Source organism: Gordonia terrae (assembly GCF_001698225.1).
In the GTDB taxonomy this organism is placed as follows: Bacteria; Actinomycetota; Actinomycetes; order Mycobacteriales; family Mycobacteriaceae; genus Gordonia; species Gordonia terrae.
On record NZ_CP016594.1, the window covers coordinates 2276731 to 2302342 of the forward strand.

At 69.2% G+C, this 25612-nt stretch carries 14 protein-coding genes and 2 tRNA genes; 7 read left to right on the forward strand and 9 right to left on the reverse strand.

From position 1 onward, the window contains the following. The first annotated feature begins 58 nt into the window (after positions 1–58). Complete coding sequence (locus tag BCM27_RS10325; protein WP_004019555.1) at positions 59–4243, forward strand: AAA domain-containing protein; 4185 nt, start codon at positions 59–61, stop codon at positions 4241–4243. 24 nt (positions 4244–4267) lie between these two features. On the opposite strand, the gene BCM27_RS10330 is transcribed toward BCM27_RS10325, so the two are convergent. Together BCM27_RS10330 and BCM27_RS10335 are read right to left on the reverse strand one after the other, a co-directional pair. Beyond that, entirely contained in the window at positions 4268–5077 is an 810-nt protein-coding gene (locus BCM27_RS10330; RefSeq protein WP_004019556.1) for an SIR2 family NAD-dependent protein deacylase, read from the reverse strand. Beyond that, positions 5074–5499: an HIT family protein gene (locus BCM27_RS10335; protein WP_004019557.1), complete on the reverse strand. Its 426-nt coding sequence runs from the start codon at positions 5497–5499 to the stop codon at positions 5074–5076. The genes BCM27_RS10330 and BCM27_RS10335 overlap by 4 nt, the downstream gene beginning before the upstream one ends. 577 nt (positions 5500–6076) lie before the next feature. Between BCM27_RS10335 and BCM27_RS10340 the strand changes: the two genes are divergently transcribed. Together BCM27_RS10340 and acpS are read left to right on the forward strand one after the other, a co-directional pair. Further along, positions 6077–15328, forward strand: coding sequence for a type I polyketide synthase (locus BCM27_RS10340; RefSeq protein WP_004019558.1), 9252 nt, complete (start codon positions 6077–6079; stop codon positions 15326–15328). A gap of 38 nt (positions 15329–15366) precedes the next feature. Further along, a complete protein-coding gene (acpS, locus tag BCM27_RS10345) occupies positions 15367–15759 on the forward strand; it encodes a holo-ACP synthase AcpS (protein ID WP_033203568.1) in 393 nt (130 codons plus the stop codon). 12 nt (positions 15760–15771) lie between these two features. Here acpS and BCM27_RS10350 read toward each other — a convergent pair whose 3' ends face one another. Together BCM27_RS10350 and bcp are read right to left on the reverse strand one after the other, a co-directional pair. Next, positions 15772–16398, reverse strand: a complete 627-nt coding sequence (locus BCM27_RS10350) for a TetR/AcrR family transcriptional regulator (protein ID WP_033203516.1) — start codon at positions 16396–16398, stop codon at positions 15772–15774. An 8-nt stretch (positions 16399–16406) separates the two neighbouring features. Further along, on the reverse strand, positions 16407–16883 hold the full coding sequence (gene bcp / locus BCM27_RS10355; protein WP_004019561.1) for a thioredoxin-dependent thiol peroxidase: 477 nt from the start codon (positions 16881–16883) through the stop codon (positions 16407–16409). Between the two features lie 152 nt (positions 16884–17035). Here bcp and BCM27_RS10360 point away from each other — a divergent pair, with 152 nt between their 5' ends. The 3 genes from BCM27_RS10360 to BCM27_RS10370 all read left to right on the forward strand — a co-directional run bounded on the left by BCM27_RS10360 (position 17036) and on the right by BCM27_RS10370 (position 18970). After that, entirely contained in the window at positions 17036–17260 is a 225-nt protein-coding gene (locus tag BCM27_RS10360) for a DUF3618 domain-containing protein (protein ID WP_004019562.1), read from the forward strand. A 127-nt stretch (positions 17261–17387) separates the two neighbouring features. Further along, positions 17388–17460 (forward strand) — tRNA-Lys (locus BCM27_RS10365). 319 nt (positions 17461–17779) lie between these two features. Then, on the forward strand, positions 17780–18970 hold the full coding sequence (locus BCM27_RS10370; RefSeq protein WP_004019563.1) for a L,D-transpeptidase: 1191 nt from the start codon (positions 17780–17782) through the stop codon (positions 18968–18970). Between the two features lie 3 nt (positions 18971–18973). On the opposite strand, the gene BCM27_RS10375 is transcribed toward BCM27_RS10370, so the two are convergent. The 5 genes from BCM27_RS10375 to orn all read right to left on the reverse strand — a co-directional run bounded on the left by BCM27_RS10375 (position 18974) and on the right by orn (position 23994). After that, complete coding sequence (locus BCM27_RS10375) at positions 18974–21028, reverse strand: neutral/alkaline ceramidase (RefSeq protein ID WP_004019564.1); 2055 nt, start codon at positions 21026–21028, stop codon at positions 18974–18976. A 353-nt stretch (positions 21029–21381) separates the two neighbouring features. Beyond that, positions 21382–22650, reverse strand: coding sequence for an RNA polymerase sigma factor (locus BCM27_RS10380; RefSeq protein WP_004019566.1), 1269 nt, complete (start codon positions 22648–22650; stop codon positions 21382–21384). 51 nt (positions 22651–22701) lie between these two features. After that, the gene (locus BCM27_RS10385) at positions 22702–23046 is read right to left on the reverse strand and encodes a YciI family protein (protein ID WP_004019567.1); all 345 of its coding nucleotides are present in this window, start codon (positions 23044–23046) and stop codon (positions 22702–22704) included. 173 nt (positions 23047–23219) lie between these two features. Then, a tRNA-His gene (locus BCM27_RS10390) sits at positions 23220–23292 on the reverse strand. 102 nt (positions 23293–23394) lie between these two features. Then, positions 23395–23994 (reverse strand): oligoribonuclease, encoded by a 600-nt coding sequence (gene orn / locus BCM27_RS10395; RefSeq protein ID WP_004019568.1) that lies wholly within the window; start codon positions 23992–23994, stop codon positions 23395–23397. 61 nt (positions 23995–24055) lie between these two features. Between orn and BCM27_RS10400 the strand changes: the two genes are divergently transcribed. Beyond that, positions 24056–25612: a helicase HerA-like domain-containing protein gene (locus BCM27_RS10400; RefSeq protein ID WP_004019569.1), complete on the forward strand. Its 1557-nt coding sequence runs from the start codon at positions 24056–24058 to the stop codon at positions 25610–25612.

Consider the following 25612-nt stretch of genomic DNA (forward strand, 5'->3'; position numbering starts at 1 on the left):
CCCTCTGACCAGCGTCTTGTAGCGTAAGAGTCGCCGGCGACGAGAGGAACACATCGGTATGCAGGATGACACTCGCGAAGTGCTGCGCGATCAGGTCACCCGGCTGATGTCGTTTCTGGCTGATCTCGTCCGGTCCCGCTCCGGGGACGTGCTCGACATCGCCGATCATCCCGGTCACGTCTGGCTCGGCCCTTCCACCTCCATCTCCGCACGCACGAACGCGGTCCCGGGGCAGGTCGTCGTGGAGCTGCGACCGGAGGACGCCGGACGGAACGACTCGGGCCACGCCGACCTCGGCGAGCTGGTCGACGACCTCCTCGACAATCCCGAAGACCTCGAGCTCGTCGTCGCGTCGGCGCTGGTCACGGTCCGGCAGGTCGCGAACGACGACGCGGCGCCGCTCGTCCGGGAACACCTTCTCACCCAGGCGCTCGTCGCCGAACGCGACGCCGACGACACGATCCGGTTGTCCCTGGCTGCCGGGTCGTCCCCGGCCCTGCACGACACGCATCTCCTGGCGGCGCTGGACGGTCTCGATCTCGCGGGTGCGGTCAAGATCCGCGGCAAGCTGGCCGCGCAGGCGTCGGTGCTGACGGCGAAGACCACCGAGCTGATGGCCGAGTGGCGCGACGCGATCGACGTCGACACCGAGCGCGTGACCCTGTCGGTCGAGACCCGTCCGGCAGTCGTGCTCCGCCGGCGTGGCGTGGAGAACTCGCTCGCGTTCTACGACGCGATCATCGACGACCTGCGGGACGAGGGTTCGGACGTGCCGTTCGGACTGGCACAGCTCGTCCGGCCGATCGAGGCCGCCGACCGACTCGCCGCCCTTCGGGGTGACGGCGTTCTCGATCCCGCGGAGCTGGTCGCCGATGCGCTGTTCCCGCTGCCGTCCAACGTCGAACAACGCGACGTCCTCGCCCGGCTCGGCGCCGACACCGGTGTGGTGGTCGAGGGTCCGCCCGGCACGGGAAAGACCCACACCATCGCCAACGTCACCTCGGCACTGCTGGCAAAAGGTCAGCGGGTCCTGGTGGTGAGCGAGAAAGCTCATGCGCTCCACGTCCTGCACGACATGCTGCCGCCCGCGCTGCGGGCGCTCACGGTGTCGATCGCCGATGTCTCCCAGGACAGTGCCGAGGGGATAGTGGACGCGGTGACCGAGCTCGCCGAACGCAAGGCGTCGTTTACTCCTGGGGTCGCCGACGCCGAGATCGCCGATCTGGCTGCTAGGCGGGAACATGCTCTGCGGCAACGGGATCAGACGCTCCGCGAACTGTGGGATCTGCGCGCCGGGGAGACCGAGACATACGAATGGGTCGCGGGGGACTACCGCGGCTCCCCGGCGCAGATCGTCCGGCGGGTACGGGCCGACGCCGCCGCGTTCGACTGGCTGCCGGGCCCTGTGCACGGCGCCGTGCCGCCGCTGGACTCGGCCGAGTTCGTCCGGCTCGCGGAGTTGCTCGCGAGCACCGGGGGCTCCACCTCGCGCATCGCACAGCGCTTCGTCGACCTCGATGAGCACCTGCCCGACCCGGGGCAGATGGATGCGATCTGCGAGCGGATCGCGTCCCGGCCCCGCGGACCGATGGCCGGTGCCGAGACCCTGCTGTCTGTGCTCGACGGGGTCGACAGTGCTCGCTTGGTCCGGATCAAGGACATCTGCGATGACCTGGCCGTGGCGTCCGGCGAAGTGTCCTCTTACCCGCGTCCGATGATCGACATGGCCGACCGGTTGCTCGCCGGTCGGGCCGCGCACCTCTGGTCGCGGGTGACGACGCTGTCGCCGGTCATCGCCGAAGCTGCTCGCCGGGACCGCGATCTGGGCGGGCACGCGGTCGTCGTCGACGGCAACCGGCCCGGGGACGCCGCGCTGTTCGATGCCGCCGCCGACTTCCTGCGGGACGGCGGTCAGTGGCGGGGACGGCTGCGCCGCTCGCCCGAGCAGCGCGCCGTGGAGGACGCGCCGGTGCGGGCGACGGTGGACGGTCGTCCGCCCCGGGACGAGGCGTCGCTGCGGCGGGTCGCCGATCACCTCACCGTCGTCGACGCGACGCACCAGGTGCATCGCATCCTCGCGGACCTGCACGTCCCGGTCGACGCCTCGGGGTCACGGTCGGCTCAGCTGGACCACCTCGTGCGCCTCGACACCCAGCTGTCATGGATCTCCCGGTTGCTCTCCGGGCGTGAGCATCTGGTGCGCGAACTCGAGGCGATCAGCCCCGGCGGTCCGCGCCCGCGCACCGTCGCCGAGGTGGCCGAGGTGGCGCATCAGGCCCGGTCGGTCGCCGTTGCCAACGACGCGGTCCTGGCCGAGCAGGAACTCGCCGATCGCGTGTACGGGCTGACGACCGAACTCGAGAAGGGGCCGTCGCCGGAGGGTGACGCGCTGCTCTCGGCGCTGGGTACGGCCGATCCGGCTTCGATCCGCGATGCTCGTCGTGCCTTCACCGCGGCCGCGGCCGACGCCGACGAGCAGAACGCCCTCGAGCTCCTCGGACTCCGATTGCGTGGCCGCGCACCCGAACTCGCCAAGATCATGTGGGCCGGTGCGCAGGATCCGGTCTGGACCGAACGCGCTCGGGACATGGGCGCGGCATGGGCGTGGCGATTCGCCCACACCTGGGCGCAGGACCGTAGCGATCCGCTCGCCGAGGACCGGTTGCAGTCGGCACTCGACGCCATCGACGTGGACATCGCGTCCCTGACCACTCGTCTCGCGTCTGCGCAGGCCATCCGGGAGCTGCTGACACGCACCACATCCGGCGAGCTGCAGGCCGTCCAGTCCTACCGCGACCACATGATCAACCTGGGCAAGGGATCGGGCAAGCACGCCAATCGTTTCCGGCGCGCGGCGCGCGAGGCCATGGTCGAGGCGCAGAATGCCGTCCCCGCCTGGATCATGTCGATCAGCCAGGTGGCCGAGACGTTGCCGCCGCGCCGCAACTCCTTCGATGTCGTCATCGTCGACGAGGCGTCGCAGGCCGACATCACCAGTGCCTTCTTGCTGTGGCTGGCTCCCCGGGTGATCGTGGTGGGCGACGACAAGCAATGTGCGCCCGCCGGTCTGAACGGCACGACACTCGACTCGGCGTTCGCCGAACTCGACGCCGCGCTGCCGGATCTGCCGACGTATCTCCGCGACGGGCTGACGCCGCGGTCGAGTCTGTTCTCGTTGCTGCGCAGTCGGTTCGGCAACGTCATCGGCCTTCGCGAACACTTCCGGTCGATGCCCGAGATCATCGAGTTCTCGTCTCGCCAGTTCTACGGGTCCGCACCACTGATCCCCGTGCGCCAGTACGGTTCCGACCGGCTCGAACCGTTGCGGGCGGTCGCGGTCGACGGGACGGCGACGGGAACCGGCAACGGTGTCGTCAACGACGCCGAGGTGGGCGCGATCGTCGACGCACTGCGGGGCTGCCTGGCGGATCCGGCCTATGACGGACTGGACTTCGGCGTGATCGCATTGCAGGGCGTCAAGCAGGTCGAGGCGATCGAGAAGGCGCTGCACACCGAGTTCGATCCCGACACCTGGCGTTCCCGCCGGATCCGGGTCGGGTCCCCGCCCGATTTCCAGGGCGACGAGCGACGCGTGATCTTCCTGTCGATGGTCGTCTCGGATGCCGGTGCGATCTCGGCGCTGACCCGGGCGGAGTCGCAACGCCGATTCAACGTGGCGGCGACTCGTGCCATGGACCAGCTGTGGCTGTTCCATTCGATCGGCCTCGACGAGTTGCGCCCCAACGACCTTCGCCATTCATTGCTGTCCTATGTCACGGCGAACGAGGGGCCGTCGATCGGGGTCATGCCCATCGACGTCCCGGATGACCGTCGCGTGCCTCCGTTCGACAACCTGCTCGAACAGCGGGTGTTCAACCGCCTCGTCGCCCTCGGCTACCACGTCACCCCGAAGGTCACGGTCAACAACCGCGTCGTCGACCTGGTCGTGCTGGGTGCCGATGCCCGGATGGCCGTCGAGTGCGACGCCGACGAGTTCGCCGGAACCGGACAGCAGGCGCGCTCGGATCTCGAGCGTGAGCGTGAGTTGCGTCGTTGCGGTTGGCGATTCGTGCGGGTGCGCGAGTCGGAGTTCGAACTCGATCCCGATCGCGTCCTGGAGTACGTCGCGACCGCGCTCGACGAACGTGGATGCAAGCCGGGCTCCCTCGTCGCTGTTCCGACCGCGGACACCGCCGGCGACGCGGTGAGGTGGCAACCGATCGATCTCACCGCGGGGGAGTGACGCCGGCCGCGCCGGGGCCGCCGGTCAGCGCACTGATCTGAGCAGCGCGGGCAGGCCGACCGCGGCGGGCATCCGCAGGCTGTGGGTCACGACGTCGGACAGCGCCGACGGCGCCGGGTTGAACTCGATGACCGGGATGCCCGCGCGCACCGCTCGCTCCGGCAACGCGGCTGCCGGGTAGACGATCCCGCTGGTACCCACGACGAGCACCACCTCCGCCGCGCGAAACGCCTGATCTGCACGCTGCCAATCCGATTCGGGCAGCGCTTCGCCGAACCAGACGATGCCGGGCCGCACGACACCACCGCAGCGCGGGCAGGTGGGCGGGTCGACGCGTGGGTCGTCCGCCGGCGTCGCATCGGGGCGGTCAGCGGGGTCGGGATATGCGCCGGGGCCGTCGTACGGGGTGCCGCAGACCGAACACCGGGGGGCGAACAGGCTGCCGTGCAGATGGCTGACGACGTCGCTGCCCGCCCGCTCGTGAAGATCGTCGACATTCTGCGTCACGACCATGACGGTGCGCGAGGTGGCGAGCTCGGCGAGTGCGAGGTGGCCGGCATTCGGCTGCGCGGCAAGCACTTCGCGAGCGCGCCACCGGTACCACCCCCAGACCAGGGCCGGGTCGCGCGCCCACGCCTCGGGGGTGGCGAGTTCGGCGGGGTCGAACTTCTCCCACAACCCGGTCTGGGCGTCCCGGAAGGTCGCGATCCCGCTCTCGGCCGACATGCCTGCGCCGCTGAACACCGTGATCCACTCCGCGCGACGCACGAGGTCGGCGACCGCGTCCGGAATCGGTTCGCCGGAGTCCGGGTCCGGTGTCCCGGCGAGGGTCATCCGGCCGACCCGATGCAGGCGCGTACCAGGGCGGCGGTCTCGTCGGGGTCGGGATCGCGGCGGACCAGGAAGCCCTTGGCGAAGCTGAGCTTGTCGCCGTCGTGCCGTGGCACGACGTGCAGATGGGTGTGGAAGACGGTCTGGAAGGCCGCGCGGCCGTCGTTCAGTGCCAGGTTCACGCCGTCGGCCGACATCGGTCCGGTCTTCATCGCGGTGGCCAGTCGCTGGCCGGCGCGGAAGAGCGAGGCGCCGATCGCCGGGTCCAGGTCGTCGAGCCCGGACGAATGGACGCGCGGCACGAGGAGGATGTGTCCGCGGGTGACGGGGCGGATGTCGAGGAAACCGAGCACGTCGTCGTCGGAGTACACGATGCGCCCGGGGGATGTGCCGTCGACGATGCCGCAGAAGATGCAACTGCTCATATGCGCGACTCTAGGGCACCGGGGTCGGCGGGCACTCCGGCTCGTGACGCGCGGCCGTGCTCCACATCACATCACGTTTTGATAACGGTTGACCGAGCGGATGCTCGGCCGTTGGCGTACCCCTGGGTATGTTGCCTGGCCTGGCGGTTTTCCGACCCTTCCCATGGCGGTTGGCACGGTGGCCCAAGTTACCCGCGGGGTTACTCGTCGGTATACCCGTAGGTCACCGACAAACATGAGGGTTCCCTCACTTTCGTGTGTCATCATAGGAGTCACGTTCACGCCGACACCGGCTCCCCATGAGTCGGTGCTCGTCAATGTTGTTGTGCAGCAGGCGTGTTCCTTTGTAGTACCAGCTAGCTCGACCCGGCATTGTCGCCTCGGCGGCCGGTTGTGCGCGCGACGTCGACGAGACCGTTCACGGCAGCGCACGCCATACGCCGCTGCTGACAGCGTTTCTCGCGGCCACAGCGACCGCGCACCCGCCGCCCGCACAACACCCACAGACATCTACCGCACCGCACCTACGCACTCCGCAAATCCACACTCTGAGACCGACCACCACAGAGGAGTATCCGTGACCGTCGACCAGTTCCGCTCCGGCTCGCAGGGCGCCGCCAACGCAGAACGCCCCACCGCCACGCTCATCGAGCGACTCACGCAGGGCGAGCCCTACGCGATCAGCTTCGGCGGGCAGGGCGGCGCATGGCTGCCCACGCTGACCGAGCTGGTCGTCGACGCCGACCTCGAACACCGGGTCGCCACGATCGTCGATTCCGCCGAACGGCTCGTCGAGCCGGTCGCCGACGAACTCGTCGTGGCACGTGTGTCCGAGTTCCACCCCCTCACCTGGGTCCACGCCCACGACGCGGGAGACGACGTCCCCGCCGAGGCCACTCTCGCCGACTTCACCCTCTCCGGCCCGGGCGTCCTGCTCACCCAGCTCGCCGCTGTGGAAGCCCTCCGCAAACAGGGTCTGGACACTGCCGCGCTGCCGCCGAACGCGGTGGTCGGGCATTCCCAGGGGTCGCTGGCCACCGATGCGGTCGGTGCCGACGGTCGGGTCGCGGAATCCGGTCAGGGTCTGTTGCTGGCGGTTGCGCACCTCATCGGCGCAGCCGGTTCGCTGACCGCGCGTCGCCGCGGGCTGGGCGTCACCACCGACGGCACGCCGATGCTCGCCCTGACCAACATCAGCCCGGCTCGCGTCGACGAGATCCTGGCGCAGTACCGCGACGGCCTGCCCGAGAGCGATCTGACGACGGCGCCGGTCGTCGCCATCAGGAACAGCCGTACCGCGGTGGTGCTGTCCGGTGCGCCGCGGCACCTCGCCGCCTTCGCCGCCCTCTGCGAGCGGATCGCCGCGACCGAGGCCGACGAGCGTAAGCGCAAGGTCACCGGTGGGGCACCCTTCGCGCCGAAGTTCGACCACCTGCAGGTGTCGGTCGCCTTCCACCACCCGGCGATGGCCGAGGCCGTCGAACTGGTCGGCCAGTGGGCCGATCGGTGCGGCATCGACCGTGACCTCGCCACCCGCCACGCCCACGACATCCTCGTCGGGCACGTCGACTGGGTCGCGTCGGTGGACGCGATCGTCACCGGTGGCGCCAAATGGGTCCTGGACTTCGGACCCGGAGACATCGCCACCCGCCTCACCGCCTCACTCGTCCGCGGACAGGGCGTCGGACTGGTTCCGGCCGCCCTGCGCGTCGGACAGCGCAACCTGTTCAGCCCGGGTGGCGTCCCCGAGGTCGCCACGCCGTGGTCTCAGTTCGCGCCGACCCTCGTCGAACTGCCCGACGGGCGCACCGTCGTCGAGACCTCCTTCACCCGGCTCACGGGACGGTCGCCGATGCTGCTCGCCGGCATGACGCCGACCACCGTCGATCCCGCGATCGTCGCCGCTGCGGCCAATGCCGGGCACTGGGCGGAACTGGCCGGCGGTGGCCAGGTCACCGAAGAGATCTTCGCGCGCAACATCGCCACGCTCACCGACCTGCTCGAGCCCGGCCGCGAGGCACAGTTCAACGCGCTGTTCCTCGACCCCTACCTGTGGAAGCTGCAGCTCGGCGGCAAGCGCATCGTGCAGAAGGCGCGTGCGCAGGGCGCCCCGCTCGACGGCGTGATCGTCTCCGCGGGCATCCCCGAGCTCGAGGACGCCGTTGCACTCGTCGACGAGTTCGTCGAAGCCGGACTCCGATTCGTGGCCTTCAAGCCCGGCACGGTCGAGCAGATCCGGTCCGTGGTGCGCATCGCGGCCGAAGTGCCGCACCACCCCATCATCGTCCAGATCGAGGGCGGTCGCGCCGGCGGTCACCACTCGTGGGAGGACCTCGACGACCTGCTGGTCGCCACCTACGGCGAGCTTCGTGCCCGCCCCAATGTCGTGATCTGCGTCGGCGGCGGCATCGGCACCCCCGAACGCGCCAGCGAGTACCTCACCGGCACCTGGTCGGCCGCCCACGGCTACCCGGCCATGCCACTGGATGGCATCCTCATCGGCACCGCGGCCATGGCGGCGAAGGAAGCGACAACCACCCCTGAGGTCAAGCAGCTCCTCGTCGACACCGCCGGTATCGACGAGTGGATCGGAGCCGGTCACGCCACCGCCGGAATGGCCTCCGGCCGGTCCCAGCTCGGCGCCGACATCCACGAGGTCGACAACACCGCCTCACGGTGCGGTCGACTGCTCGACGAGGTCGCCGGTGACGCCGAGGCCGTCGCCGCCCGCCGCGACGAGATCATCGCCGCGATGGCCGACACCGCGAAGCCCTACTTCGGCGACGTCGCCACCATGACCTACCGCGAGTGGCTCGACCGATACGCCGCCCTGGCCGTCGGCGACGCCCGTGGTGAACAGGTCCCGTGGGCCGACATCACCTGGCAGCAGCGCTTCGTGGAGATGTTGCAGCGCACCGAGGCGCGCATGCACCCCCAGGACTCCGGGCCCATCCCGACGATGTTCGCCGAGGCCACCGCCGCCGCCGATCCGCATGCCGCGATCGACGCGCTCGGCAGCGTGTACCCCGAGATCGACACCGACATCCTGCATCCCGCGGACGTCGCCTTCTTCCTCGAGCTCTGCCGCACTCCCGGCAAGCCCGTCAACTTCGTGCCGGTCATCGACAAGGACGTGCGCCGGTGGTGGCGCAGTGACTCCCTGTGGCAGGCCCACGATCCCCGCTACGGCGCCGACGCCGTGTGCGTCATCCCGGGGCCGGTTGCCGTCGCGGGCATCACCCGCGTCGACGAGCCCGTCGGTGAGTTGCTCGACCGATTCGAGGCGCGCGTCGCCGCCGACCTACAGGCCGCAGGGGAGCGTCCGGCCGCCGTCGCCTCCCGGCACCGCGCCGGGCTGGCCGACGAGGCCGGCGTGCTGACCTCGGTGCTGGAGTCCGACGACGTCAGCTGGGCGGGCCGGATCGTGGCGAGTCCGATCGCATTGCTCGGTGATCGTGACGCCTGGACCGTGGTCGGACCCGAGCGGGCCGAGCACGCCGTGAGCGGAGCGGTCCTGGAACAGGTCGCCGCCGATGCCGTCACCCGTTTCGACCTCGTCGTCCCGATCTCGGGTGCGTCCGTGCGCATCCCGCTGCTGGCCGGCGAGAGCCTGCGCGACGGAGGTTCGCCGCTGGTCGGCCTCGACGACGCGTCGAACGCGATGCGCGAGATCCTCACCGTGGCCGCCGGCGGCAGCCTCGCCGAGGTGAACGACGGTGTGTCGGTCACGACTGTCTCCTGGCAGCCGGACTCGGTCGCCGACCACGCGGCGGTGACCGGTTTCTCCCTGCCGCCACACCTGCGTCCGACCACCCCGACCGACCCGTTCGGGTTCGCCGTGCCCGACACCCTGGTCGGCGCCTGCTGGCCGAGCGTCTTCAGCGTCATCGGCGCCGCCCGCACCGAGTCCGGTGACCCGGTGGTCGAGGGACTGCTCGATCTGGTCCACCTCGATCATGCGATCGCGCTGACCGGCGAGATCCCCTCCGCGGCTGCCGAACTCACCGTCACCGCGCGCGCCGGCGCGGTCCGTGACGCCGACGTGGGCCGAGTTGTCGAGGTGTCGGTGGAAGTCGCCGGGCCGGACGGCCCGATCGCGACGCTCGACGAGCGTTTCGCGATCCGTGGACGCCTGGGCGCCGCTGAGCTCACCGACCCGGCCCGGGCCGGAGGTGCGCCTGCCGCCGAGCAGTCGGCCACCCGGAAGCTGATCCGGACGGCCACCATCACCGCGCCGAACCGGATGAACGGCTTCGCCGTCGTGTCCGGTGACCGCAACCCCATCCACACCGACGCGTCCGCGGCCAAGCTCGCCGGTCTCGGTGACCCGATCGTGCACGGGATGTGGTTGTCCGCGGCCGCCCAGCAGGTCGTCACGGCGACCGACGCGAAGAACCCGACGCCGTCGCCCCGTCCGCTGATCGGCTGGACCGCACGCTATCTCGGCATGGTCCGGCTCGGCGACCGCATCACCGTGCGCGTCGACCGCGTGGGCCTCGACAACGGCCGCGAGGTCGTCGAGGTGAGCGCCAAGGTCGGCGACAACCTGGTGATGAGCGCGACCGGCCTGCTCGCCGCCCCGCGCACCGTCTACGCATTCCCCGGCCAGGGCATCCAGAGCAAGGGCATGGGACTCGACGCCCGGTCCCGGTCGAAGGCCGCCCGGAAGATCTGGGACCGCGCCGACAAGCACACCCGTGCGGCACTCGGCTTCTCGATCCTGGCTGTCGTCCGCGACAATCCGACGACGCTCGTCGCCAACGGGACCACCTACAACCACCCCGACGGCGTGCTGTACCTGACGCAGTTCACCCAGGTGGCCATGGCGACGCTCGGTGTCGCCCAGATCGCCGAACTCAAGGAATCCGGCGGGTTCGTCGAGGGCGCCATCACCTGTGGTCACTCCGTGGGCGAGTACAACGCGCTGGCCGCGTGCGCCGGAGTGCTGCCGCTCGAAGCCGTCCTGGAGGTCGTGTTCCAGCGCGGCGAGGCCATGCACCACCTCGTCCCGCGGGATGAGCAGGGACGCAGCGACTATCGGATGGCGGCCATCCGGCCGAGTCAGTTCGGTCTGGCCGATGCCGAGGTCACCGCGTTCGTGTCCGGCGTCGGTGCCGAGGCGGGCGAGTTCCTCGAGGTCGTCAACCTCAACCTGCTCGGCTCGCAGTACGCGATCGCCGGCACGGTTCGTGGCCTCGAACTCCTCGAAGCCGAGATCGACCGGCGCCGCGCCGAATTCGGCGGGAAGCGGGCCTTCATCCTGATCCCGGGCATCGACGTCCCGTTCCACTCCAGTGTGCTGCGTGCCGGCGTCCCGGAGTTCCGCGGCAAGCTCGCCGAACTGCTGCCGGCCGACATCGACATCGACATCCTCATCGGTCGTTACATCCCGAACCTGGTGCCCCGTCTGTTCAATCTCGGGCGCGACTTCGTCGAGGAGATCGCGGCACTGGTGCCGTCGGATCCGCTGAACGAGGTCCTCGCCGACTGGGATGCCTGGGAGGCGACCCCGAACGAACTCGCCCGCGTGGTCCTGATCGAGCTGCTCGCCTGGCAGTTCGCCAGTCCGGTGCGGTGGATCGAGACCCAGGAACTGCTGTTCAGCGGACCCGAGCGGAACGGGCTGGCGGTACAGCGCTTCGTCGAGATCGGTCTGAAGGGAGCCCCGACGCTGTCGGGTCTGGCCACCAACACGCTCAAGCTCGAGGACTACGCCGCGGCCACCACCGAGGTCCTCAACGTCGAGCGGGACACCGACACGATCCTGGCCAAGGATGCCGGTCACGAGCCCGACGAGGACGAACTCGACGTTCCCGCGGCGGCCGAGACGTCGGCGGCGGACGCCGCCCCGGCGCCCGCGGCCGCGCCCGCCCCGGCCGCTCCTGCGGCTCCCGCGGGTGGTCCGCGGCCCGATGACATCGCCTTCACCCCCTCGGACGCGGTGAAGTCCGTCATCGCACTGTGGACCAAGATGCGCGTCGATCAGATCGGCTCCGCGGACACGATCGAGGCGCTGTGCGACGGCGTGTCGTCGCGGCGCAACCAGCTGCTGCTCGACATCGGCGGCGAACTCGGCCTCGGTGCCATCGACGGTGCCGCCGAAGCCGACATGACCGCGCTGTCGTCCACGGTCGAGACCCTCGCCCGCGGATACCGCCCGCTGGGCGCGGTGCTCACCGACGCGGTGAGCGATCAGGTGCGCAAGGTGCTCGGTCCGCTGGGCAAGCGCCAGAACTACATCACCGACCGCGTGTCGAGTGTCTGGCAGCTGGGACAGGGGTGGGGTCTGCACACCACCGTCGCGCTGGCGCTGGGCACCCGCGACGGTGCGTCCGTCCGCGGTGAGGCCCTGGGCAACCTGCTCGACGGGCCGCTGACGAACACCGACTCCCTCGATGCGCTCATCGACAAGGCCGTGTCCGCGGTGGGTGCGGTCAAGGGCATCCCGGTCGGCAAGCCGGCGGCCGAATCCGGCGGTGGCGCAACGGTCGACGCCGCGGCGCTGGGTGAGTTCACCGAACAGATCACCGGTCGCTCCGGCGCGCTGGCGTCGGCTGCGTACACCCTGCTGGACAAGCTCGGACTCGCCGAGGTCGCCGATCTCGCCGAGGCGGCTGCGGACCCGAACGCCGAGCTCGCCGAGCTCGTCAGCGCCGAACTCGGTTCGGACTGGGCCCGGACCGTCGCGCCGTCCTTCGACGCGGCCAAGGTCGTCCTCATCGACGACCGGTGGGCAACCGCCCGTGAGGATCTCGTCCGGTTGTGGCTGACCGACGAGCACGATCTCGACGCCGACTTCGACACGATCGTCGGCGGGTTCGCCGGAGCCGGTGACACCGTCGCCGACCACGCCACCTGGTGGCAGGGCAAGGCGCTCGCGAACGGAAGTGCCGTGCACGGCCGCGTCTTCGGCGCGATCGCGCACGCCGCGGAGAATCCCGAGAAGGGTGCCCACAGCCGCGAGATCGCCGTGGTGACCGGCGCGAGCAAGGGTTCCATCGCCGCCGGCGTGGTCGCCGGGCTGCTGGCCGGCGGTGCGACCGTGATCGCGACGACGTCGCGCCTGAACTCCGACCGTCTCGCGTTCTACAAGAAGCTGTACCGCGAGAACGCCCGGGCCGGTGCCGCGCTGTGGATCGCCCCGGCGAACATGGCCTCCTACGCCGACGTCGACGACCTCGTCGACTGGATCGCGGCCGAGCAGACCGAGAACCTCGGTGGCACAACGGCAGTGGTGAAGCCGGCGATGAAGCCGACGCTGCTCTTCCCGTTCGCCGCACCGCGGGTCGCCGGTGACCTCACCGACGCCGGTGGTCGTGCCGAGCTGGAGATGAAGGTGCTCCTCTGGTCGGTGGAGCGGCTCATCGGCGGGCTCGCCGACGTCCATTCCGACCACGACATCGCTTCGCGCGTGCACATCGTGCTCCCCGGTTCGCCGAACCGCGGCATGTTCGGTGGCGACGGCGCCTACGGCGAGAGCAAGGCCTCGCTCGATGCGCTGGTGCAGCGCTGGTCGGCCGAGGAGTCCTGGGGTTCCAAGACGACGCTCGCCCATGCCCTGATCGGCTGGGTGCGCGGCACCGGACTGATGGGTCACAACGACGGAATGGTCGACGCGGTCGAGGCGGCGGGTGTGCGCACCTGGAGCACGGCGGAGATGGCGGCGAACCTGCTGACCCTGTGCACGCCCGAGCAGCGTTCGAGCGCCGCGAGCGCACCGGTGCTCGCCGACTTCACCGGCGGCCTGGACAGCTCGACCGACCTGAAGGCGCTCGCGGCCACCGCGGCGGCGGCCGCCGAGGAGTCCACGGACACCGACGAAGAGCCGGCGACAACCGTCGCGGCGTTGCCCGCACCGGCGCGCGCGCCGAAGGCGATGCGTCCCGAGTGGCCCGCGATCGACGCCCGACCCGAGGACCTCGTGGTCATCGTGGGCGCCGGTGAGCTCGGCCCGTTCGGTTCGGCCCGCACTCGCTTCGAGATGGAGGTCGACGAGAAACTCTCGGCCGCAGGTGTTCTCGAGCTCGCCTGGAACACCGGACTGGTGCACTGGGATTCGGCGCCGAAGCCGGGCTGGTACGACACCGAGTCCGGAGACCCGGTGCCGGAGAGCGAGATCGCCGATCGGTACCACGACGAGGTCGTCGCGCGCTGCGGCATCCGCCGCTACGCCGACGACGGCGCGATGGTCGACAACACCTCGCCGCTGCTCACCTCGGTCTTCGTCGACGAGGACCTGACCTTCACGGTCAACTCCGAGGCCGAGGCGCGGGCGTTCGCCAGTGCCAACCCGGAGAAGACCCGCGTCGCGCAGAACGCCGACGGCGACTGGCAGGTCACCCGCCTGGCGGGCACCGAGATCCGCGTCCCGCGTCAGTTCGCGCTGACCCGGACCGTGGGCGGTCAGATCCCGACCGGCTTCGACCCGACCCGCTGGGGCGTCAGCCCCGACATGGTGGAGTCGATCGACCGGGTCGCACTGTGGAACCTGGTGGCCACGGTCGACGCGTTCCTGTCGTCGGGCTTCACCCCGAGCGAGCTGATGCGCTGGGTGCACCCCGGTCTGGTGGCCAACACGCAGGGCACCGGCATGGGCGGCATGACCTCGATGCGCGACCTGTACGTCAACACCCTGCTGGGCGAGGCCAACGCGAACGACATCCTGCAGGAGGCGCTGCCGAACATCGTTGCGGCACACGTGGTCCAGTCGTATGTCGGTAGCTACGGCGCGATGATCCACCCGGTGGCGGCGTGCGCAACGGCCGCGGTGTCGGTCGAGGAGGGCGTCGACAAGATCCGCCTCGGCAAGGCGCTGTTCGCGGTCGCGGGCGGCTTCGACGACCTGGGTATCGAGGGCATCGTCGGCTTCGGTTCGATGTCGGCGACCGCGGACTCGGCGAAGATGACCGCGCGCGGCATCGACGACCGCCGGTTCTCGCGGGCCAACGACCGTCGACGCGGCGGGTTCGTCGAATCGGCCGGCGGCGGCACGATCCTGCTCGCCCGCGGCGACGTCGCGGCCGAGATGGGGCTGCCGGTGCTCGGTGTGGTCGCATGGGCACAGAGCTTCGGCGACGGCGTGCACACCTCGATCCCGGCTCCGGGGCTCGGTGCCCTGGGCGCGGCTCGCGGGTCGCTGTCCTCGCCGCTGGCCCGCGCGCTGGGCTCGCTCGGTGTCAGTGCCGACGACGTGGCGGTCGTGTCGAAGCACGACACCTCCACCAAGGCCAACGATCCGAACGAGTCGGAGCTGCACGAGCGGCTCGCGGCGGCGATCGGCCGCGGCAAGGGCGCACCGCTGTTCGTGGTGTCGCAGAAGTCGCTGACCGGTCACGCCAAGGGTGGCGCGGCCGCCTTCCAGCTCATCGGCCTGTGCCAGATCCTGCGCGACGGCGTCATCCCGCCGAACCGCAGCCTCGACTGCGTCGACGACAAGATGGCGGAATACCCGCACCTGGTGTGGCCGCGCGAGACGCTGCAGCTCGGCGAGCGGTTCCCGCTCAAGGCCGGCCTGCTGACCAGCCTCGGCTTCGGCCACGTGTCCGGGCTCATCGCGGTGGTGCACCCGGAGGCGTTCATCGCCGCGCTGAACCCGGCGGAGCGCGACGCCTACCGTCAGCGCGCCGACGAGCGCACGCGTCAGGGCAGCCAGCGCTTCCTGCAGTCGATCTGTGGTGGCGAGCCCGCCTACCAGCGTCCGCCGAACCGTCGCTTCGACGAGTCGGTCGACGAGCACGACGCCGAGGCGGGCATGCTGCTCGATCCGCAGACCCGTCTGGATGGCGCCGACGTCTACGTCGCCGGTGAGCCGGTGGCGGGAAGCCGGTGACACCCGGTGAGTCCGACGGTGCAGGCGAACCCGCGGGGATGAGCGTTCTCGGGGTGGGGATCGACATCGTGTCGATCCCGGAGTTCGGCGAGCAACTCCGGCAGCCGGGTACGACGTTCGCCGACCGGTTCACGGTCGGCGAGCGTCGGGACTCGGCCGCCGGGACCGGTGACGACGCCCGGCATCTGGCCGCCCGCTGGGCGGCCAAGGAGGCCGTCGTGAAGGCGTGGTCGGTGAGCCGCTTCTCGCGTTCGCCGCTGCTGCCGCTCATCCGGCACAGCGACATCGAGGTCGTGACCGACACCTGGGGCCGCCCGGCCATCCGGCTGTCCGGCGAGATCGGTGAACACTTGCGCGACACGAACGTTCACGTGTCGCTGACCCATGACGGCGACACCGCCGCCGCCGTGGCGATCCTCGAGGGCAGGTGACCCCGCCCACGCTCAGACCGTCGTCGACTCCTCCAGGAGCAGGTAGCCCGCGAGCATCCGCTTCAGTTCGGCGACGGTCTCGTCGTGGTCGTGGCCGTCCTGTACGGAGAAGCTCAGCAGCGAGTAGGCCGTGTGGACGAGCACCTGGGACATCATCTCGCGTCGCTCGCGTTGAGACGGCGTGAGCGGCGCGATGATCCGCGCGACCTGTTCGGCGAGGACGCGTTCGTTCAGTGACGCGGTCGCACGGGTCGCCGGGGTGGATTGAACGGCGAGCCACACCGCTCGCCGCGACGGGTCGGTGCGCCACAGCGCGGCGAGGTGGTCGAGGAACTTCTCGAGCAGACTCGGCCACTCGAGGGACGGCACCTCGGACGAGAACGCGGTGAGCTCCTCGCGGACGTCGACGGTGTCCTGGCGGTCCAACTCGCACACGATGACGTACTTGTTCGCGAAGTACTGGTAGAGCGTCCCGATGGGGACCTCGGCTCGGGTCGCGATCTCCTCACACGTCAGCGACTCGAACCCGACGTCGATCAGGAGCTCCCGGGCCGATTCGAGCATCGCCTGGAACTTGCGCTTGCTGCGCTCCTGCGTGGGCCGCTTGCGCGGCACCAGCGGTTCGGCGGACTCGGGCATCGGGTGGCTCAGACAGACAGGTCGCGGCGCAGTTTGGCGACGTGCCCGGTGGCGCGGACGTTGTACTGGGCCAGTTCGATCGTGCCGTCGGCATCGACCAGGAACGTCGACCGGATGACGCCGGTGACGGTCTTCCCGTACATCTTCTTCTCCCCGAACGCGCCCCACTCGGTGAGCACCTTCTTCTCCGGGTCGCTGAGCAACGGGAACGTGAGCCCCTCGGCCTCGACGAACTTCGCGAGCTTGGCCGGCTTGTCGGGGGAGATGCCGAGCACGGCGATACCCGCCTCGTTCAGCTCGCCCAGATTGTCGCGGAAGTCGCAGGCCTGCTTGGTGCAACCCGGGGTGGATGCCGCGGGATAGAAGTAGACGACGACTTTGCGTCCGGCGTAGTCCGACAGCGAGACCGGGTCGCCGTCGGCGTCGGGCAGCGTGAACGGCGGGGCCTTGTCGCCCACGGACAGTCGGGTGGTGGTCTCTGCCATGAGAGCCAGGCTAATGCATGGCCACATGCCCGGATGCCGGGATGTCGTAGCATCGAGGCGCTGCCATCTGGCGGTTCATCCCCGGCCCCGAGAGGTTGTTCGGCCGGTCGGGGAAGCGGAAAGACAAACGAGAAGCGCCGGAAGGATGCAACGTGGCCGGAGATACCGAACGTATCGAGCAGGACATCGCCAAGGCCCGTGAGGACCTCGCCAGCACGCTCGACGCGCTGGCCGAACGCACCAGCCCGCAGCGGCTCGCCGACGACGCCAAGTCCAAGGCCCTCGCGACCCTGCAGACACCCGCGGTCAAGTACGCGATCGCCGGCGTCGGTGCGCTGGTGCTGCTCATCGTCGTGCGCAAGGTCGCGTCGAAATGATCTGCTGACTCCGCCGGGGGCGGGGCGAGTTCGCCCCTGCGGGCCCGTCGTGCGGCAGAAACCGCGCCGACCAGGCGATTTCACTTCTGCCGCGAGGGTCCTGTAAGGTTCCTTCTCGCAACGCCAAGCGCCATTAGCTCAATTGGCAGAGCAGCTGACTCTTAATCAGCGGGTTCGGGGTTCGAGTCCCTGATGGCGCACAGAGTCCACAAGACGCCTCGCATCGAGCGGGGCGTCTTGTGGCATCTCAGCGGGTTTCGGTCGCCGGCGGCGGTCGATGAACAACAGGTGAACGTTCGGCGTTTCGGGTGCGCAACACGCCACTCGAACGGATGACGGGCGAAGTGTTCGGTCCGATTTCTCGTACACTGGTCCGCGACATCGGGTTCGGAATGTCCGGTTCGGCGGTTCGGGGTCGAGATGTCAGGTTTTCACAGGTTGCGGGGCAGCGTGACCGACCGGTTCGGGGTCGGGACGCCGACAGGCGGGAGTGAGATGGGGATCGGTCGTACTCGGCGGATGCCGCTGATCATCAGCGGTGTGATGTTGGCAATCGTCGCGCTGGTGACGTCGTGCACGCAGGAAGCGTCGTACTCCGACAACGTCAGCAGTTCCAGTCTTTTCGACGACCTGCTCAAGCCCGGTCTCGAGATCACCGAGTGGGCCGAACGTCCCCTGAACGACAACGCGGTCGGCGTGCAGCCCGGCGCACCCATCAAGGTGAAGACCAGTGAGGGCACGATCAGCCGGGTGCTGATCAAGAAGTCCGACGGCACTCCCGTCAAGGGCACCCTCGCCGACAACGACACCGTCTGGGTCAGCGACGAGGCCCTCGGCTACAACCGCACCTACACACTGGAGACCGACGCCGTCGGCATCGGTGGCGCGGTCACCAAGAAGGTCACCTTCACGACCAGCAGCCCCAACAACCTGACGCAGGCGTACCTGACACCGAGTCCCGGCGAGACCGTCGGCATCGGGCAGCCGGTCGCGGTGAAGTTCGACGAGCCGATCGCGGATCGTCGTGCGGCGCAGCGCGCCATCCGGATCACCACCGACCCGCCGGTCGAGGGTGCCTTCTACTGGATCAGCCCGAGCGAGGTCCGGTGGCGGCCGGCGGAGTACTGGAAGCCGGGCACCAAGGTGCGCGTCGCGGTCAACACCTACGGCATCGACCTCGGTGACGGGCTGTTCGGCCAGGAGAACGTGCGCACCAACTTCACCGTGGGACGCTCGATGGTCATCACGGCCGACGACAACACCAAGCAGGTCGTCTTCGAACGCGACGGCAAGGTCATCCGGACCATGCCGACGTCGATGGGCAAGGCCGGCGACGAGACCGACAACGGCATCTACCTGGTCTCGGACAAGCACGACCACATCATCATGGACTCCTCGACCTACGGTGTGCCGGTCAACTCGTCGAACGGCTACCGCACGCCGGTCGACTACGCGACGCGGATGTCCTACAGCGGTATCTTCTTCCACTCCGCACCGTGGTCGGTGTGGGCGCAGGGCAACACCAACACGAGTCACGGCTGCCTGAACCTGAGCCCGGAGAACGCGCTGTGGGTCATGGAGAACACCCTCCGCGGCGACCCGGTCGTCGTGAAGAACACGACGGGCGGAACCCTGTCGGGCACCGACGGACTCGGTGACTGGAACATCCCGTGGTCCGTCTGGCGTAAGGGCAACGCCGACAACACCTGACGCTCAGCGTGCGGTGGCGACGCGGAACGTCCGGCTCGTGCCGGTGACGGGTCTCGTCGACCCGCTCGCGTCGCGTCGGTCCCCGAAGTAGCGGATGCGGTACACCCCGGACGCATTCGCGGGTGACTTCCAGGTGATGGTGATGCGCGACGTGTCCGGACTGCCGGCTGGTCGCGCCCACCGGAACTCCGTCGACCAGTCATTGTCGTCGGCGACCGTCGTCCACTCGCCCCCGGTGCGCCGGTGCACCTCGAGGTAGGTCCGGCCGTGCCGGAAATCGTTGTTGGGGTGGGCTCCGACGAACTGCACGGTCACCGTCGAACCGGGGTGGTAGGTGGCGTCGGGCTGGCGCAGGACGTCGCCGAAGCGACGTCCTTCGATGGGACGGTCGGCGGGCACCGGTGGCACCAGATCGGGTTGTAGGCCCGACTTGTCGACCGGCGCCGGACCGCGGCCGAGCCCGCGCCCCGACGCCATGGCCGCTGCGAGCGCGGCGAATTCCTGGAGATAGGCGGACAGGGTGTACCGGCCGTACTGGGTCTCGCCGCCCTCATAGTGCTGCAGGTCGTATTCCTCCGGCGTCGTGACGTACTGGGTGTAGGCGTTCGCGAAACCCTGCACGAGAACGTTGTCGAGGTCGGTGCGCAGTTCGTCGGCGACGACCTGTCGAAGCCGCAGACCGGCGACGACGGTCACCTCGGCCGGCACGCCGACGAGCACGATCTCGCCGATCCGCATCAGCTGCAGCGGCACCACCGACGGAATCCAGCCCGACGGCGGGAGCAGACCGAGCGGGAACGCGATCAACTTGGGCGCCTGCATGTCTCGCATCCAGGGGGCGATCGGCGGGACGCGGTCACCACCGAGAGCGGTGACCAGGGGGTTGGTCATGCCCTCGACGAGAAAGGGGAGCGGCTGCTCGTAGTTGTCCTCGCTGCTGGTCGCCACCGCGCCCGCACCCATCATCGCGGGAGTGGTCGAGGCCGGACGCCCGTCGGGTGTGTAGGTACCCGAGATCGAGACCGACGACATATCGACGTACCGCACGATCGAGTCGACGCCGCCCTGCGTCATCGGGCGGGCGGCCTCGAAAGCGCGCCGGCCCGCGATGTACTGACGCTCACCGATGAGTTCGCAGTTCCGGCGGTTGTCCGAGGTCGGTCCGCTCGGATCGAACTGCGCCAGGGCGAGGTTCGGTGTCATGTCACCGGAGTTCGTCTGCGGGAACGCGGCGACGAATCCTGGTTGCGCACGTTCCCACAGGTGGCTCGCGTACCCCTTGTTGTCGCCGGCGATGAGGACGTTGCGGTCGGTGAGGGACGTGCCATGGGTCGGGAACCACGTGATCGCGCCGATGTCCCGGCCCCCGGAACGGTCGTGCTGACGCAGTCGGAGGACCGTGACCTGCGGGTCGATCGCGTTGGGGAAGTGGCGCCTGTCCGACGACGGGTTCGCGTCGAAGGCGACCCGGGATCGGTTGCGGCTGGCGTCGTGCAGCTCCTCTCGGCCGACCGTCAGGGTTCCGGGCGCGAGGTTCTCGTGTGCGCGGACGATGGCCGCGAACATGCCATCGACCTCGGCGTCATAGGAGTTCTTCTTGAACCCGAACGCTGCGAGGGAGTATGCGTAGTCCCAGGACGTGCCACCACACGAGGCGTGCGTGTGCTGCGCGTTCAGGTTCACGTTCGATTCGGTGTAGAGCGACCCGAACCGCTTGCGCAGCTTGGCCATCAGACCCATGTGATGCGATTGGAACAGGCAGGCGAGGTCGGCGGTGAGGAAGACGATGCGCTTGCCGGTGGCGCGGTCGACCACGATGTAGGCCCGCGCCCAGCAGCGCTGGAGAAGTCCGGCCGCGATCTGCTCGGGATTGGAGTACCCCATCATGCCCTGCCCGGCGACCGCGCCGGTGACGTCCGCGATCCCGCAGCCGACGAGATGGCCCGTCGATTCGGCAGGGGACGCGGTGGTCCGGCCCGCGGCGAGGGTGCTGCCGAGCGCCGCACCGGCGGCGGTCGTGGCGGCACCGGCCAGCCACTGTCTGCGTGTCAGGTCCACGTGGCGTCCTTCCGGGCGTCGGACGACACCGCCAGACGTCCGGTGTCATCGCGGCACGCACCCCGACGGTACGGCCGTGTGATCGTGCCTCGTCCGAGGCGTCGACCTCAGTCCTTGTCGCTGTGGTCCCGGTCGCCGGGGATTCCGACGATGAAGCCGATCCCGATGATGATGCACGAGATCAGCGCGACAGCAGGCATGACCCAGTAGGAAGGCATGGGGTGGACGTTACTGTGCCCCATGCTCATGCGCCGGGGTTCGGGAACTTTTGAGGTCGAAGGTCCCCGGTCGGGTGCGACCACCGAGACGACGGGCCAGATGTAGCTCTTCGTTGCGCCAGGAGCAACGACGCACTACATCTGCATGCCCGACCGGAGTCCGGCCAGTGCATCGGCCAGGTAGTCGTCCTCGGCCTCGTTGCCGGGCAGGTCGAGTGCTCGGCGGTAGGCGTCAGCCGCGCCGACGTCGTCGCCCAGTTCCGAGAGCGTGAGCGCCCGCGCGATGTGGAACGGCCGGAAGCGGTCGAGCTGTGGATCCGACCGCAACTCGTCGAGCATCGCGATGCCACGCGCCGGGCCGTAGGCGCGACCCACGGCGACAGCGCGGCCGACGCGCACCACGGGACCGGGATCATGTGCCTCGAGCAGCCGGTACAGGACCGCGATCTGTGCCCAGTCGGTCTCCGTCGCGGTCGGTGCCTCGGCGTGCACCGCGGCGATTGCCGCCTGGATCGTGTACGGACCCGCATCTGGTTGTGCGGCCGCATTTTCGGCGAGAGCGATGCCCTCGTCGGTGAGACCTCGGTCCCAGCGACGGCGATCCTGGTTGCCCAGCGGTACCGGCCTTCCGTTCCCGTCGAGTCGCGCCGGACGGCGGGCCTGGGTGAGGAGCAGCAAGGCGAGCAGTCCGGTCGTCTCGGCGCGAGGGAGCAGAGACCGCAGGGTTCGTGCGAGGGTGATGGCCTCGCCGGTGAGATCGTCGCGGATGTGCGCGTCGCCGCTCGAGCGGGCGAATCCCTCGGAGAACATCAGGTAGACCACGCGCAGAACCCCGCCGAGCCGGGCGGGGAGGTCGTCGTCGCGCGGTGGGGTGAACGGAACCCCCAGCGCGCCGATTCGCTTCTTGGCGCGCACGATTCGCTGCTGAGCCGTCGGAACGCCGATCAGCAATGCGTGCGCGACCTCCGCGGTGGTCAGCCCGGCGACGAACCGCAGGGTGAGCGCGATCCGGTCCTCGGCGCGAAGCACGGGGTGGGTGCAGGCGAAGAACATGCCGAGTCGCTCGTCGGGGAGCTGCGGCGGCGGCGCATCGGCCGGATCCGCGAAACCCGCAGGTGCCGGGGCGCGTTCGATCTCGGCGTGCAACCGGGCGAGCTTGTCGGCCAGGACCGATTCACGTCGCACCACATCGAGTGCCTTGCGTTTGGCCGTCGTCGTCAGCCAGGCCTCCGGCGAGTCCGGGACGCCGCTCCGGGGCCACGTGGTCAACGCCTGGGCGATCGCGTCCTGAACCGCGTCTTCCGCGAGGTCGAGGTCGCCGAATTTCCGAGTCAGAGTGGCGAGTACACGCGCGCGGACATCTCGGTCGATGCCGGACACCGCCCGGCGGGTCACGGACCCCATGGACCTCATGGACTCCGTGGCCGCCGGACGATGCGGAGGACTCGTCATCGCTCAGTAGGGTGCGAGCGGTCGGATCTCGACGTGGCCGCCGGGCGCCGAACCGGGGCTGCGCCGGGCCCACTCGATCGCCTCGTCCACGTTCGCGACGTCGATGACGTAGACCCCGCCGACAAACTCCCGCACCTCCGCGAACGGTCCGCTCGACGCCACGACACGTTCGCCGCTGTCGTCGGTGTGCACCACCGCGCGCTCGTCCTCCAGGGCGAAGGAGCTGACCACGACACCGGCCTTGGTGATCTCTTCGTCGAAGGCGAAGAACTCCTCGGGACTGGCGCCCCCGTCCTCACCACACGCCGGATCGTTGACGTGTCCCATGAGCAGCAATGCGTACTTCATCGTTCCTCCAGTTCTCGGCCGGACGCACCTCGGTGCGGATGTGGCCATCATGCCGAACCGGATCGGTCCGACACCATGGTGACGTACGGGGAACACAGGTATCGACAGCGCTGCGAAAAAAGATTCGGGGACGAGAAAGCCCCGCCTGCGGATCGCAGGCGGGGCTTCGTCGGGGTGGATGACGGGACTCGAACCCGCGACAGCCAGGATCACAACCTGGTGCTCTACCAACTGAACTACATCCACCATCGGCGTCGGAAACCTGGGCGTCAGCGCCGGGTCTCAGAGCCATCAACACTCTAGCGGGTCGGTGCCGCAGAACTCCAATCGGTTACCCGACCAGCGTGTTCACGCGGGGCCGAGGTCCTTGACGATCTCGGCGAGGGCGTCGGTGTCGGGTCCGGGAGGCGGCACGAACGCCGCTGCGCGGTAGTAGCGCAGCTCGCGGATCGACTCGCGGATGTCGGCGAGCGCCCGGTGCGCGAGGCCCTTCTCCGGCTGGCCGAAGTAGACCTTCGGATACCAGCGTCGGCACAGCTCCTTGATCGAGCTGACGTCCACCATGCGGTAGTGCAGGTAGGCGTCGAGTTCGGGCATGTCCCGGGTGATGAATCCGCGGTCGGTGGCGATCGAGTTGCCCGCGAGCGGAACCGCTCCGGCGGTGGTCACGTGCTTGCGGATGTAGTCCAGGACCAGCTTCTCCGCCTCGGCGAGGGTCACGGTGGATGCCCGTACCTCCTCGGTGAGACCCGACGCCGCATGCATCTTGGTCACCACGTCCGGCATCGACGCCAGGGCGGCATCGTCGGCGTGGATCACGACGTCGACGCCGTCGCCGAGGATGTTGAGGTCGCCGTCGGTCACCAGGGCCGCGATCTCGATGAGTTTGTCCGACTCGAGTCGGAGTCCGGTCATCTCGCAGTCGATCCACACCAGTTTGTCCTGCACCCGACAACCTTAGCCAACCCAGCGCGCAGAACCGCGGGAGATCGCCCTCGAGGGCTATCGTGTGCTCGTGACCGAAGCCTCCAGTCCCGCGCAGGGCGGTTCAGCCCAGGGCATCGCCGCCGGATACGCGTTCACCTCCACCGCACTCGAGCTGGGCGCCGTCTCGGTGTCGGGGCACGTGGATCCCGAGGCGAAGGTCCGTATCCCGCTGTCGATGATGAACCGACACGGTCTCGTCGCAGGTGCGACCGGGACCGGAAAGACCAAGACGCTGCAACTGATCGCCGAACAGCTGTCGAGCAACGGCGTCCCCGTCGTGATGGCCGACATCAAGGGTGACCTGTCGGGAATCAGCCGGGCGGGCGTGAGCAACGACAAGATCGCCGATCGTTCCCGGCAGACCGGTGACGACTGGCAACCGGCCGCGCACCCGGTCGAGTTCGTCTCGCTGGGGTCGGAGGGGATCGGGGTGCCGGTCCGCGCCACGATCACCTCCTTCGGGCCCATCCTGCTCAGTAAGGTGTTGGGACTCAACGCCACTCAGGAGTCGACACTCGGCCTCATCTGCCACTGGGCGGACAAGAAGGGTCTGCCGCTCCTGGATCTCAAGGACCTGCGGTCGGTCATCGCCTTCCTCACCGGTGACGAGGGCAAGGCCGAACTGAAGGGGATCGGCGGGGTGTCACGTCAGACGGCGGGCGTGATCCTGCGTGCACTATCGAATCTCGAGGCCGACGGCGGTGACACGTTCTTCGGCGAGCCCGAGATCGATCCCGCCGACCTCATCCGGATGGCGCCCGACGGGCGCGGCATCATCACGCTGTTCGAGCTCGGTACCCAGGCGGCCCGCCCCGCTCTGTTCTCGACGTTCCTCATGTGGATCCTGGCCGACCTGTTCGAATTCCTGCCCGAGGTCGGCGACCTCGACAAACCCAAGCTGGTCTTCATCTTCGACGAGTCGCACCTGCTGTTCGACGACGCGTCGAAGGCCTTTGTGGACCAGGTCGTCCAGACCGTCAAACTCATCCGGTCGAAGGGCGTCGGCGTCTTCTTCTGCTCTCAGCTGCCGACCGACATTCCCAAGGAGGTGCTCTCGCAGCTCGGTGCGCGAGTCCAACACGCGCTGCGGGCCTTCACCCCCGACGACCAGAAGGCGCTGCGCACGACCGTCAAGACGTATCCGGTGTCGGAGGTCTACGACCTCGAACAGGCGCTGACCTCCCTCGGTACCGGCGAGGCGATCGTGACGGTGCTGTCCGAGCGCGGCGCGCCGACGCCGGTCGCCTGGACGGTGATCCGTGCGCCGCGGTCGTCGATGGAGGCAATCGGTGCCGACGCGATCACGGCCGCTGCGAAAACCGGACCGCTTTATACGAAGTACGGCACCTCGGTCGATCGGGAGTCGGCCTACGAGATGCTCGCCGCCAACACCCTGGCGCCGGGCGAGTCCGCCGATGCGCCGGCTCCGACACCGGGTCCCGCATCGGAGGAGCCGGGGCTGCTGACCGAGGTGCTGACCAGCAAGCCGATGCAGAGTTTCCTGCGCTCGGCGGCCAGTGCGGCCGGACGTGAGTTCAGCCGCGCGATTTTCGGTACCGGGCGTCGCCGGCGGCGCTGA